Genomic DNA, 12,413 nt, shown 5'->3' with positions numbered 1-12,413 from the left:
CCGCTGTGTCCGACCTGAGCTACACGCCGACATTCGTCCACACCGACTGGATCGACAACGTCGACCGGGTGGTGCCCGGTGGTCCGCGCGGCCTCAACGCGCGGATGCGTGCGATCCAGGACGACCTGCACCGCGTAGGGGCCGTGGTCGACCAGATCAACAATGAGATCGGGCAGATCGCGCTGCCGCAGCCGGCGGCGCTGGTGCGGCGGATCGCGCTCGTCCCGCGCTTCCTGCCGTCCGGCTCGACCACGGCCCTGCAGTGGAACACCGACGCGAACGGCGCGCCGGCCGGCAACGCCAGCCCGTCCGCGCACCCCGAAGGCATCGCCTCGATCGCTCCGCCCGACCGGGTGCGACTCATCACCTTGCGGATCCGCGGACTGCTGCAGAACAGCAACGGGCAGGACGGCCTCAGCCTCGCGGTGACCCTGCTGCGGGCCCCGTTCGTGCCCGCCGCCCAGCCCAGCCCGGAGCCGCTGGCCAGCACGACCGTGACGACCCGGGGGCCGATGGACGTGACCATTCCGGTCGCGGCCGACCTGGCGCTGGTCGACCTGGCCGCCTTCCGGTACTTCCTGTCGGCGACGTTCACCAGCACCGTCGCGGGTTCCACCGCGAACATCAACGCCATCGAGTTCGACTTCCGGTCCGCGTAGAGGGAGAGCTGGAGTGAGCGACATCCACTACACGCCGACGTTCCGGCACACCGACTGGATCGACAACGTCGACCGGATCGTGGCCGGCGGCCCCACCGGGTTCAACGTGCGGCTCAACGCGATCCAGGACGACCTGCACCAACTGTCCACCGTGGTCGTCGCGCTCGACTCGGCCCTCGACGAGATCAAGGCCGCCGTCCCGGTGCCACCCCCGGGCGAGCAGCGCGTGGCCGTGCCGCTGGTCCCGTTCTTCACCGGTGGACCGGCGCTCCGCCAGGGGTTCCCGTTCATCGACACCGCCGGCGAACTCCACTTCACCCGGGGCACCGTGCCCGACACCGCCGTGTTCGCGCTGACCCTGCCCGAACGGACCCGGATCACGTCGCTGCGGGTGACCGGACGCTACCCGTTCGGCGCGCCGGGAAGCCTCACGGTGTCCGTGGCCCGCTCGCCCCTCACGGACGTCACCAGCCCCGGCGACACCATCGCGCTCGTGCCCGTGAGCCAGCTGGTCACCGCGCCGGCGGGCCCGTTCGATCTCACGTCGCCGGCCAACCGGACCGTGGCGACGGTCGACCTGAACGCGTTCCGGTACTTCGTCTCGGCCAGCGGCGCGATCGGCGCGGATCCCGCCACGATGAGCATCGCCGGCATCCAGGTCGGGTTCGTCGCGGTCTGAGCGGCCGAGCAGAGGAGGGTTCCGCCCATGGGCAACATCAAGTACACGCCGACGTTCCAGCACACCGACTGGGTCGACGATGTCGACCGGGTCGCGGCGGACGGGACGACCGGGTTCAACGGCCGCTTCCGGGCCATCAACAATGACCTGCTGCAGCTGTCCACCGTGGTCGGCCAGATCGGGGCGTCGATCGACGACCTCGTGGCGAACCCGCCGGGGCCGCCACTCGTGCTGACCCTCGCCCCGCTCTTCGCGCGGCCGGAGTCCAGCCCGGCGTGGTTCATCAACGCGACCGGAGCCGCCCAGGCCGTCGGCTCCTTCTCCGGCGCGATCCCGCCGCCGGCCCAGCCTCAGGGCGTGCTGGATCCGATTCTGCCGGACCGGTGCCGGCTGATCTCGCTGCGGGCCATCGGGCAGGCGACCGGTACCACGGTCACCATCACGCTCTCTCGCGCGACCGGAACCCTCGGGACGCCGGATGTGCTGGCGTCGGTCACCGGCGATGCCACCACCTACGACAAGACCGCCGCCGTCGACCCCGCCCGCACGCTGGTGGACCTGTCGACCTTCCGGTACTTCATCACCGCCACCACGGCCGCGCCCGCGGGACCGCTGGTGACGATCGGCTCGCTCCAGATCGCCTATTTCCTTCGTTGAGACCGAGGCTCACATGACCGACCTCAGCTACACACCGTCGTTCGTCCACGCGGACTGGCTCGGCGGCGTCGACCGGGTCGAGGCCGGAGGCCCGGGCGGTCTCAACGCCCGCCTGCACGCCATCGAGAGCGACCTTCGGCAGGCGTCGGCCGTGATCGGCCGGATCAACACCGAGCTCGGTCAGCTCGGCCCGGCCACGAGCCAGGCCCAGCAGATAACGTTTACGCCGATGCCCGGGGCGATGGACTCCGACCAGGCATGGTTCTTCGACGCGCGGGGCGGGACGAAGGCGTCCAGCTCGGACATCACCCAGTTTCGGGGGCTGGTCAACCTGGACCTGCCCCACGGTGCGCGCCTCGCCTCGGTGCGGGTGCAGTCGTTCATGCTGCACTTCTCGTCCGACATCACGGCCTTCACGCTGACGCTCTCCCGGGGCCCCATCCGCCTCGCCGCACCGCCCGCGAGCGCCCAGGCGCTGGCCACCATCAACACCACGGGCTTCGTCGTGGACGCCGCCGCACCGGTCGCCCCGGACCTCGCCGTGGTTGATCGCACCGCGTTCCGCTACTTCGTCACCCTGACGTTTTCCGTCCAGACCGATCTGGGCAACGAAATCATGATCATCAACTCCGTCGCGATCAATCTGCAGACTACCTAGAAGGTACCGCCGTGACCGACATCCGCTACGACCCGACATTCCAGCACACCGACTGGGTCGACAACGTCGACCGGATCGTGGCCGGTGGCCCGAAGGGATTCAATGTCCGGCTCCACGCGATCGAGAGCGACCTGCAACAACTGTCCACAGTGGTCGCGCAGATCGACAAAGCTCTGGACCAGATCAGGAACGGCACGGTCCCGGTCGGCACGGGCGATCAGCAGCTCGTTCTCCCGGTGACGCTCGTCTCACTGCCGGGGTTCAGCGGCGGCAACGGCATCTTCTACGACGTCAACGGCGAGGCGCACCCGAGGGGCGGCTCGGGTGGCGGGGCCGGCGTGATGGGGGTGGATCTGCCGCAGGGCGCCCGGGTCACCTCGTTTCGCGCGGTAGGACGATTCGGGGGCCCGCATGACTTCTCCGTCACGCTCGGCCGAGCGTCGCTGGTCGATGTCACGAAGGCATCCGACACACTGGCCGTCGTCGCGCAGAACACGCCCGGGTTCACCAACCCGTATGACCTGACGGTCCCGGTCAACGCCGCCTTCGCCACGGTGAATCAAAACGCCTTCCGGTACTTCGTGTTCTATCTCTCGACGTTCGTCGGCGACCCCAACGGGACGAGCGTCTCCACGGTGCAGATCAACTACACGCTCTCCTGAGGCCTCTATGCGGACCAACATGCGGATCAACTGTTACGTGCCGGTGACCCTGCGGATCGTGGGCAGACCGTCCGACGACCAGCTCGCCGCCGCCGGCCGGGCCGTGGTGCGGGCGGTCACCGCACGGCTGGCCGAGGCCGAGCGCGCGCTGGCCGACCGATACGGCGTGACCGCCGCCGGCCCGGTCGAGCTCCGCGAGGCGTACGATCCGCGGCGCCAGACCGGTGACGGCTACTCGGTGCCGTCCTACCAGAAGGACGGCGACCCGGTGGTGGTACCGGTCGCCGGTGGCGGCCCGGGCGGACCGGGTGGCCCGCTGCCGCCGGAGCGGCCGCTGCACCCCGACGCGATGACCTTTCTCGAGTCGAAGCTGCGCCAGTTCTACGAGCGGCTGCCGCTGAACGAGCGGATCGCACTCAAGCGCAACGGCACGCTCGCCATCGGCGCGGTGACCATCGACGGCGATCCGCGGCTGGTGTTCACCGTCAACAACAACCGCATCTCCAAGGCGATGCGGGCGGTGGGCGACGAACTCGCCATCACCCCCTGGGTGGCGCGGGGACGTGCCTCGGGCCGGGGCGCGGCCGGTGCGCCCAACGACGCCGAGCAGCTGATGGAGGACGCGGCCGACGCCAACGACGCTGTGATCGACGGCATGGTCGTCTCCCGCCGGCTGTGCCTGGACTGCTCGGAGTGGGTGGTGCAGCGCAACCCGGACGGCACGGTCCGGGCCCGGTACAGCGTGCGGGAGGTCCTCGACCCGGTGGTGGTACCCCGCCCGCCCCGGCCACCCCGGCCAGCGGCCGCGACGCCCCGCCCGCCCGAGGCGCCGGCCGGCCGGCGGCGCGGCGCCGGACCGGCGACGGCGGAACCGGCCGCCCCGCCCGCCGATGCCGCAGCGCGTCCAGCTCCGGCCGGCCCGCCCGCTGAAGCGGCGGCGCGCGCGGCTTCGGCCGCTCCGTCCGCCGATGCCGCGGCGCGTCCAGTTCCGGCTGCCCCGCCCGCTGAGGCGGCAGCGCCCCGTGTTCCGGCCGCTCCGTCCGTCGCGGCCGCGGCGCGTCCGGCTTCGGCCGCTCCGTCCGCTGAGCCGGCGGCGCGCCCGGCTCCGGCCGGCCCGCCGGCGGTGAGCGAGCCGGTCGCCCCGCCCGCGCCGGTCCGTCCGGCGCCGGTCCGTCCGGCCGAGACCACCGCCGCGGCCGAGGTGGCCCGATCCGCTGCCGCGCCGCCGGTGGAGCCACCGGCCCGGCTGACCGTCGAGGGCCGCGGCCTAGCGGCCGGACCGATCGAGGCCCCGCCGGACAGCGCGCGCGGCGGCGTCGAAGGTGCGGCACAGATGATCAACAGCGCCCTCTTCCGCCACGGGGAGGAGCTGCAGAACGAGCAGGCCCAGGAGGCCTTCGACAAGCTCTACCGGGAGCAGGTCGCCCGGTTGCTGAACGAGGGGCTGGCCGTCACGATCGTCGAAGTATGGGAGGTGCCCGCGTCGGTCAACCTCGCCAACGAGATCACCGGTGTCCACGACGCCGGCGACACGCAAACGTTCCGCGACATGTGGGTGCTGAGCGCCGCGCCGTACCACCCGGACAAGGTTGACGACAAGCCACAGCCGGCCTTCAACGCCGACTACGCGCCGGACTCGCACCGCGGCGCCTGGTACGAGTACGAGAACCGCCCCGGCATCCGGGCCCGCACCGGCTTCAAGCTGGCCTACCGCCGCCGTACGCTGCTCCCTCGACCGCCGGCGATGATCACGACGTTCCGTCCGGTCGCGATGCGCCACCTGGGTGGTGACCCGGCGCAGGCGCAGCGGTACGGGATGGGGCGCATCATGCAGCTGGAGCGGCGACCGATGATGCCGGACGCGTATGTCGGATGGAGCACGGTCGAGAACCGCCTCTTCACGCTCGGCCCGCTCGTCGCCGTCGGGTTGCCGGACGCCTGGTATCTGGGCGACCTCGCCAAGCCGGAATACGTCATCCGCAGCCACATGTCCTATGTGGATTCGCAGCACACGATCATCCTCGAGACGGCGCACGGTGAGGATCCCGATCCACAGTTCCACCACGAGTGGCGGGCCGAGTTCTACTGGGTGAAGCAACCATGACGCGCCGGAACTACCATCTGCCGTCCGATGTGGATATTCGGGGTGACCTGCCGGCCGACACCCGCAGTGTGGTGACCGCGGCCCTGGTGCGGGCCGTGGCCCAGGCCGTGGGCAACGCGGCCCCGGGCGACGTGGCGATGGCCGTCGCCGCTCGGCCGGTGGCCCGGGAGATGTGGAGCCGGGCTCGGGAGCGGGACTCCGACGACACGTACTCGGTGCCCAGCTACGACAACCAGGGCGAGCCCACCGGGATCCCGCAGAACCGCCCCGCCCGCGCGAGCGGCGCTCCCCTCGGTAGTCCCAACCGGGACGAGATCGACCTGGAGCAGGCGAAGATCGATCTGTTCGGGCTGGAGCACCTCTTCGACCGCTACAAGGCGTGGCGCAGCCGGCGCACCAGGCTGGAGGCCCAGCTCGCGCCGGCGAAGGTCGACTTCAACGTCCATGCCTACGGGCCGGCGGAGCCCCGCGGCGTGGCCGCCGACTTCCAGGCGGCGCTCGCGGAAAACGCGATCATGACGTCCGACGAGTTCGAGGCTCTGCTCCGTCGTTTTCTCACCGCGTTCGAACGCGAGGCGGTCAAGGCCGGGCTCGAGCTGCTCCACCAGTACGAGCAGTTCCTCAACGAGGAATTCGCCCGGTGGGGACAGCCGGGCGCGAGCGCCGGCTTCGCCGAGGTCGGGCCGGGCGCGGCGGTGCTCTACGAGCGGGCCGAGCATGACGAGCGGGCGGCGCCCTTCCACGACGTGTCGCTGACCGGACCGCTGCCCCTCCACCAGCGCCTCAAGCCGGGTGAGCGACCGGCACCGCACAAGACCATCGGCGACCAGCTGCGCGAGCAGGCCAAGGCGATGCGCACCGCCGCCGACATCCTGATCAACAATGTGGCCAGGAGCAAGGTGGTGGCGGCCGAGGACTTCGACCGGGCCGCGCTGGCCCGCGCCGCCTGGAACGATGTCCCGGGCCTGATCCGCGACTACATCGCTGAGCACCGCAAGAGCGTCGCCGAAACGCGGGGCCACCTCGTCAACGACCACGCCTTCGTCTACCAGCTGCCCGACCTGATCGAGGTGGCGGCGAAACGGCTCGGCCTGGCCGACGGGAGTATCTACCGCCGGATCATCGAGGACCGCATCGCGCGGTACCACATGCAGAACGCCGTCAAGCAGATCGCCTTGGCGGTGCTGACCCTGGCGATCGCCTTCGCCACCGCCGGCACCGGCCTGGTGGCCGTCCTCGGCGCCGCCGCCGTCGCCGGCCTCGGCACCTACCAGGCGATCGACGCCTACGCGGAGTACAGCCGCATGCATGCGGCGTACCAGGCCCGGATGATCGCCGCCGACCCGTCGATCGCCTGGGTGATCGTGGCCGCGATCGGCGCCCTGATCGACCTGGGGGCCGTGGGCGGGACGCTGGCCAGGCTGGACGCGGCCCTCACCAAGGATGTCCGCGAGGCGATCAGGACGTTCAACACGTCGAAGGCCCCCAACAAGGTCGAGACGCTGACGAAGGCGTTGGTAGAGCAGGGCGTGCCGGAGGACATCGTGGCCGCGATCGTCCCCGCGGCCCGGGTGGAGGCCCGGCAAGGCGCGTCGGTGGCGGCACGGACGGTCGACGCGCTCACCGCGTTCGACGCCGGCGCGCCGGAGGGGCTGGCCAAGATGGTGCGGCTGGTCTGGGTGGCCGACCGGCGCGGTGTCACCACCCTCGATCGCTTCGTGGCCCAGCTGCAGGCCGACCGGCTGATCGCCGAGGGCGAGCTGTCCGCGGGCGAGGCGGCGGTGTTGCGCGACGCGTTCGGCCAGGCACGCGCCGCGGTGGTCCGGCTCAACGAGGCCGCCCGCGCCGCCTACCTGACCGACAGCCGCCTGGCCGACCTGCTCGACGCGTGGGTGCAGACCCCGGGCCGGACGCTGGCGGAGGTGGAGCAACTCGTGCTGACCAACGGCAGTCCGTCGATCGCCAGGCTGGAGGCGATGTCGCTGGACGAGGTGCGGCAGCTGGCGAAACAGCACCCGGACGCGGTGGCCGAGCTGGAGGCCCGGTACCGCCGGATGAGCTCCGAGGAGCTCGATGCGCAGGTCCGGCAGAGCAGCGACGGGCTGGCCCGCCGGGTGCGCGAGGAGCGCGAGCTCGCCCAGAAGGCCGGCAAGCGGGCCGAGAAGCAGGTGAAGGAGCTGGAGAAGTACTCGAAGGACCGGCACTGGCTGCGCCACGAGGCGACGGCGAAGGTCGTCGGCCGGGACGGCGGGCTGCGCCCGATCGGGCGGGGCGAGCAGGCGCGTCCGATCGCGCGGTACACCAGCGAGACCGAGATCCCGGAGGCCGAGGCGCTCCCCACGAGTCAATGGCGGGAGGCGAACTGGTACAAGCACACCGAGCGGCAAGCGGTCCTGGAAGCGGAGTTGCGGCCGGGCGAGACGTTGCAGATCGGCGGCACGTTCGACCCGTGCTCGCGCTGCATGGGCTTCATGCGGGAGATGTCGCGGGGCGGCCGGCGGATCGTGTACGAGTGGCAGGGCGGGAAGTTCATCGCATACGACGGAGTGGTGGTGCAGCCGGAGTAGCAGGTCACTCGGCGGACCGGGACCCGCCGAGGCTGCAGGTGGCGGCGTACTGGCGCAGCAGGTCGTGGCAGGCGTAGTAGCCGGGGCGCTCTTCGGCCAGCAGGTTGGCCTCGACCAGCTCCTCGATGGCGGCCCGCGCCTGTGGCCGGGCCACCCCGAGCAGGTAGGCGGCCAGCGTCTCGGTGAGCCGCGGGTCTGACTGGTACCCCAGCACCCGCAACAGGCGGGCGGCCGGCTCGCTCAGCGCGTCGCACGACCAGGAGAAGGCGCCGGTGATGCCGGTGGCGTCGTCGGGCACCTCGAACGGGTCCGGCGCGCTGTCCTGGAAGGACGCGGCGAGCTGGGTCAGGGTGGCGTCGGTGCGGGAGGAGGCGATGGCCAGGGCGAGCGGCAGCCGCGCGCAGCGGGCGATGACCGCCTCGGCGGCGGCGGCCTCGACGGCGACCCGCTCGGCGCCGAGCCGGCGGGCCAGCAGCTCGCGGGCCTCGTCCCGGCTGAGCGCGCCGAGGACGCGGCGGCGGGCCCCGGTGGCGACCAGGCCGGCCAGGCTGGAGCGGCTGGTGACGACGGCGACCGCGCCGGCCGATCCAGGCAGCAACGGGCGGGCGTGGTCGGAGTCGCGTGCGTTGTCGATGACGACGAGGACCCGTTTGCCGGCGAGCACGGTCCGGTAGAGCGCGGCCCGAGCCTCCACATCGGACGGTATCCGCTCCGCCGGAATCCCGAATGCCTCCAGGAACCAGTGCAGCGCGGCGGCGGGGTCGAGCACGGCACCGGCCGGGGCGAAGCCGCGCAGGTCGACGTAGAGCTGACCGTCGGGGAACTGGTCGACCGCCCGGTGGGCCCAGCGCAGGGCGAGCGCGGTCTTGCCGACCCCGGCCGTGCCGCTGAGGGCGGCGACGACGGCTCCGCCGGCGCGGTGATCGAGCAGACCGTCCAGATCGGACAGCTCCCGCCGCCGGCCGACGAAGTCGTGCACCGCCCCGGGCAGTTGGGCCGGAACGGGTACGGGTGCGGCGAGGTTCACGACCCGGACCGGGCGGGTGAGCGACGGGTCGTGGTTGAGGATCTTGCGATGGATGTCGATGAGGTCCGGGGACGGCTCCACCCCGTGCCCGTCGATGAGGGCGGCGCGGGCGTCGCGGAAGGCGGCCAGCGCCTCGGCCTGGCGGCCGGAGCGGTAGAGCGCGGTCATCAGCTGGCCCCACAGGCGTTCCCGCAGCGGGTAGGCCCGTGCGAGCGCTTCGAGGTTGTCCACCGCGACCTCGTCGGAGCCGGTGGCGAGCAGCGCCGACATGTGATCCTCGACGGCGGCCAGGCGCAGCCGGTCCAGCCGGGTCCCTTCGGCCAGCAGGGTCGGGGAGTCGGCGAACTCGGCGTAGGCGTCGCCGCGCCACAGGGCGAGGGCCTCGCCGAGCAGGCGGACGGCCACTGCGGGCGCACCCTGGTCGAGGGCGCGGTGTCCGGCCGCGGCCAGCTCCTCGAACCGGGCCGCGTCCACCGCGCCGGTGCCGGCCCGCAGTTCGTACCCGCCGGGGAGAGTAACCAGCAGGTCCTCCACGTCGGGGGGCGCGGCCTTGCGCAATGTGCGGCGCAGGCGGGAAACGTAGGTGCGGGCGGTCCGGTCGGCGTCGGCCGGCGGGAAGTGCGCCCACAGCTCGTCGACGAGGGCGGACACGCTCACCCGGTGCGGGGCGTCGACCAGCAGCCGGGCCAGCACGATGCGCACCTGCGGTCCGCCGATGTGGGCCGGCTCACCGTCGAGGGCGAGGGTGAGCGGGCCCAGCACTCCGAACCGCACCGATCGACGATCCATATCGGACTTGACCCAGTCAGTCACCGGCTGCTCCGCCTGCGTTCGGGGTTGGGGTGGTACCGCGTTCCAGCTCGCCCACGGGATCTCCGCCTGGCCGGCATCCGGAAGTGTCCATAGTGGACTTCCGGGCCGGCCGTGCCGGGCCACACCGCGGACCGGGAGAACGGGCCGGCCTTGTGTACCCCATAGTGGACCGGCCGCAGCCCGGCGAGCCTGACGGCGCAACCGCCGAGCACGCGGTCACCACCTGGGTCATCAACCCGACGCATCCCCCCGCGCCTTGAGGATATACACCGCCTTATCCGCTGCGATGTAGTGAATCCGACCGATCTCTATGCATCTGAAGGCCCCGCTCGTACGTCGATGCCCGGCTCGGTCATGGCCGGGTAGTGGCGGTGTGACGTCTTGGGCACTGCCGGTTGCGGTCGTAGCGGCGGCGGGCTATTCGTCGGGTGATTGGGCCGGGCCGGCACACACGCCGCCGGGACTTCGGCGCGGCAACGGCTCACGGCCGGCGGCACGATGGCGGCATGGAAGAGTATCGGGAGATCGTGTCGGACGTCGTCACGACCGCTGGCGGCGCGCAGGCGTGGATCGAGATGAACCTCTCCGGGTACCTCACCAAACGCTGCACCGGTTGCGGCCTCGACGCGGACGCCCCCGCCATCGCGTCCGCACTGGAGTGGCTCACCGATCACGCCGCCACCTGCACCGCCCGCGGCTGAGCAGCCGCGGCCGGGCCGGACGTATGTCTCCGTGATCATGATGCCCGCGGTGTCCGCACCCCGGGTTTGCCATGATCCCGGAGACTTTCGGTACACGGGGGTACATCAGCACTCCGTGATCATGAAAAACCGTTGGTGTCGACGCCGGGCTGTGCATGATCACGGAGACTTCCGGTCCCTGCACCGCGCTGCGCGGGTGCAGCGCCCGCCGTCTGGGACATGATCGCGAAGCGGCCGGCGCGGCGAGCTCATTGTGGCGGGGCCGGCGTGAGCTGCGACTGGATGAGGCGCTCGACGGTGCCTTCGAGGGTTGCCGGGATTTCCCGGTTGACGCTGAGGTACCGGCGTACAGCGGCGTAGGGCAGGTCGACGACGATGAGGAGCACTTCCGCTGTCTGGAGCCCGGTCGCGGTCTTGAGGTCGGTCACCAGGCGGCGGATGCGCTGCTCCCAGCGCGCCTGGTCGGCCTCCCGCCAACGTCGACTCTCCGCGGGCCACGCGGCGGGCTCGAAGGAGCCGAGGCCGGCCAGCAGCACCCGGGCGTCGGCCGGGTTGGCGCGGCACCAGGACACGGTCCGGCGCCCGAGCGCGGCCGCCGCGGCCACCGGTTCATCGGCGAACAACGGATACAGCTCGGTGTGGAAGCGCTGCGCAGCCCGGTTCCAGACGGCGGCGAGCAGTGCCGCGCGGTTGGGGAAGCGGTGGTACACGGAGCCACTGGACACCCCCGCTTCCCGCATCACGCTGGCGATGGTGATGGCGTCCGCGCTCCCCGCCGTGAGCAGTCGTGCCGCCGCGTCGAGAATCGCCGACGTGTCGTGGACGAGGCGCGGCATGGGTTGAAGATACCGAACGCGCCCTCTAGAGTCGTCTCTCTAGAGAGAGTCATCTATTCCATGTCGAAATGCCAGCAAACACAGAAGGGTTCATCGTCTCGATGAAACTGGGCGTCAGCCTGCCTCAGGGCACCGACTACGACCTGACCACCGATGTGGTCGACGCGGCGCGGGCCGCGGAGCGGATCGGATACGACAGCGTGTGGACGACCGAGCGGATCCTCAAGCCGCACGACCAGAGCGGCCCGCACGGCGCCTACGGCATCCCCGACCTGCCCTGGCCCCCGGTGTACGGCATCATCGCCTATCCGCTGATCACCCTGACGGCCGCGGCCGCGGTGACCAGCCGGGTCGAACTGGGCACCGGCGTGCTGGTCCCCGGTGTCCACCTTCCGCTCCGCCTGGCCAAATCGCTGGCCAGTCTCGACGCGATCAGCGGCGGCCGGGTCGTGGCCGGTCTCGGTTCCGGCTGGTCGATCGACGAGTTCGACGCCGCGGCGCCGCGGCCGTTCGCCGAGCGCGGTGCCGCCCTCGACGAGTTCCTCGACGTCGCCGCCGCCGTATGGGGACCGGACCCGGTCACCGTGGACACCGGCCGATACCGGATCGCCCGGGCGGACGTGAATCCCAAACCCGCCCGCAAGCTGCCGGTCTACCTGGCCGGAACGACCGGCAAGGCGTTCCGGCGGATCGCCCGGCGCGCCGACGGCTGGCTGCCGACCGGCATCACACCCGAGCAGACGGTCGCCGGACTCGCCCGGATCCGCGAACTCGCCGCCATCGAAGGACGCGACCCCCAGGAACTGGGCTGTGTGGTCCAGGTCGGCCTGTCCGCGCCGCTGATCGAAGCGCCGGCCGCCGGCCGGGCGCCCTTCACCGGCAGCGCCGCCCAGATCGTCGAGGACATGGCCCAACTGGCTGAGGGCGGCGTCGGTCATGCCTACGTCACCATCCCATACGTCACCGCCGGCCGCGGCGAGTACTTCGACCGGATGGCCGAGTTCCACGCCGAGTTCCACGCCGCCAAGCTGTAACCCGGAGACCGGCCGG

The 12,413-nt window shown here is 71.7% G+C and carries 11 protein-coding genes; 9 read left to right on the top strand and 2 right to left on the bottom strand.

Annotated elements, in window-relative coordinates; translation table 11 throughout:
• The first annotated feature begins 5 nt into the window (after positions 1-5).
• The 7 genes from ACQPXD_RS43360 to ACQPXD_RS43330 are packed head-to-tail and all read left to right on the top strand — an operon-like array spanning position 6 to position 7,986.
• Complete coding sequence (locus ACQPXD_RS43360; protein ID WP_432828752.1) at positions 6-659, top strand: hypothetical protein; 654 nt, start codon at positions 6-8, stop codon at positions 657-659.
• A gap of 13 nt (positions 660-672) precedes the next feature.
• Positions 673-1,338, top strand: coding sequence for a hypothetical protein (locus ACQPXD_RS43355; RefSeq protein WP_432828750.1), 666 nt, complete (start codon positions 673-675; stop codon positions 1,336-1,338).
• Between the two features lie 27 nt (positions 1,339-1,365).
• Positions 1,366-1,995 carry a hypothetical protein gene (locus ACQPXD_RS43350; RefSeq protein WP_432828748.1) on the top strand — a complete coding sequence of 210 codons (630 nt, stop codon included), beginning with the start codon at positions 1,366-1,368 and terminating at the stop codon, positions 1,993-1,995.
• 13 nt (positions 1,996-2,008) lie between these two features.
• On the top strand, positions 2,009-2,653 hold the full coding sequence (locus ACQPXD_RS43345) for a hypothetical protein (RefSeq protein WP_432828746.1): 645 nt from the start codon (positions 2,009-2,011) through the stop codon (positions 2,651-2,653).
• Between the two features lie 11 nt (positions 2,654-2,664).
• The gene (locus ACQPXD_RS43340) at positions 2,665-3,315 is read left to right on the top strand and encodes a hypothetical protein (protein WP_432828744.1); all 651 of its coding nucleotides are present in this window, start codon (positions 2,665-2,667) and stop codon (positions 3,313-3,315) included.
• A gap of 19 nt (positions 3,316-3,334) precedes the next feature.
• A complete protein-coding gene (locus ACQPXD_RS43335; RefSeq protein WP_432828742.1) occupies positions 3,335-5,419 on the top strand; it encodes a hypothetical protein in 2,085 nt (694 codons plus the stop codon).
• Complete coding sequence (locus ACQPXD_RS43330; RefSeq protein WP_432828740.1) at positions 5,416-7,986, top strand: hypothetical protein; 2,571 nt, start codon at positions 5,416-5,418, stop codon at positions 7,984-7,986. The genes ACQPXD_RS43335 and ACQPXD_RS43330 overlap by 4 nt, the downstream gene beginning before the upstream one ends.
• A gap of 4 nt (positions 7,987-7,990) precedes the next feature.
• On the opposite strand, the gene ACQPXD_RS43325 is transcribed toward ACQPXD_RS43330, so the two are convergent.
• Complete coding sequence (locus ACQPXD_RS43325) at positions 7,991-9,826, bottom strand: BTAD domain-containing putative transcriptional regulator (RefSeq protein ID WP_432828738.1); 1,836 nt, start codon at positions 9,824-9,826, stop codon at positions 7,991-7,993.
• Between the two features lie 506 nt (positions 9,827-10,332).
• Here ACQPXD_RS43325 and ACQPXD_RS43320 point away from each other — a divergent pair.
• The gene (locus tag ACQPXD_RS43320; RefSeq protein WP_432828736.1) at positions 10,333-10,527 is read left to right on the top strand and encodes a hypothetical protein; all 195 of its coding nucleotides are present in this window, start codon (positions 10,333-10,335) and stop codon (positions 10,525-10,527) included.
• Between the two features lie 248 nt (positions 10,528-10,775).
• Here ACQPXD_RS43320 and ACQPXD_RS43315 read toward each other — a convergent pair whose 3' ends face one another.
• Positions 10,776-11,363 carry a TetR/AcrR family transcriptional regulator gene (locus tag ACQPXD_RS43315; protein ID WP_432828734.1) on the bottom strand — a complete coding sequence of 196 codons (588 nt, stop codon included), beginning with the start codon at positions 11,361-11,363 and terminating at the stop codon, positions 10,776-10,778.
• 68 nt (positions 11,364-11,431) lie between these two features.
• Between ACQPXD_RS43315 and ACQPXD_RS43310 the strand changes: the two genes are divergently transcribed.
• Positions 11,432-12,397, top strand: a complete 966-nt coding sequence (locus ACQPXD_RS43310) for a TIGR03619 family F420-dependent LLM class oxidoreductase (RefSeq protein WP_432828732.1) — start codon at positions 11,432-11,434, stop codon at positions 12,395-12,397.
• Positions 12,398-12,413 lie beyond the last annotated feature (16 nt).

Source organism: Dactylosporangium sp. CA-092794 (genome assembly GCF_050948465.1).
Lineage (GTDB): Bacteria > Actinomycetota > Actinomycetes > Mycobacteriales > Micromonosporaceae > Dactylosporangium.
This window is presented reverse-complemented; position numbering and strand designations above follow the sequence as displayed.

What these genes read in the sequence shown, in the direction of transcription:
- ACQPXD_RS43330 (WP_432828740.1), top strand. Translation starts at nt 5,416, where the DNA reads ATGACGCGCCGGAACTACCATCTGCCGTCCGATGTGGATATTCGGGGT.
- ACQPXD_RS43320 (WP_432828736.1), top strand. Translation starts at nt 10,333, where the DNA reads ATGGAAGAGTATCGGGAGATCGTGTCGGACGTCGTCACGACCGCTGGC.
- ACQPXD_RS43335 (WP_432828742.1), top strand. Translation starts at nt 3,335, where the DNA reads ATGCGGATCAACTGTTACGTGCCGGTGACCCTGCGGATCGTGGGCAGA.
- ACQPXD_RS43315 (WP_432828734.1), bottom strand. Translation starts at nt 11,363, where the DNA reads ATGCCGCGCCTCGTCCACGACACGTCGGCGATTCTCGACGCGGCGGCA.
- ACQPXD_RS43310 (WP_432828732.1), top strand. Translation starts at nt 11,432, where the DNA reads ATGCCAGCAAACACAGAAGGGTTCATCGTCTCGATGAAACTGGGCGTC.
- ACQPXD_RS43350 (WP_432828748.1), top strand. Translation starts at nt 1,366, where the DNA reads ATGGGCAACATCAAGTACACGCCGACGTTCCAGCACACCGACTGGGTC.
- ACQPXD_RS43345 (WP_432828746.1), top strand. Translation starts at nt 2,009, where the DNA reads ATGACCGACCTCAGCTACACACCGTCGTTCGTCCACGCGGACTGGCTC.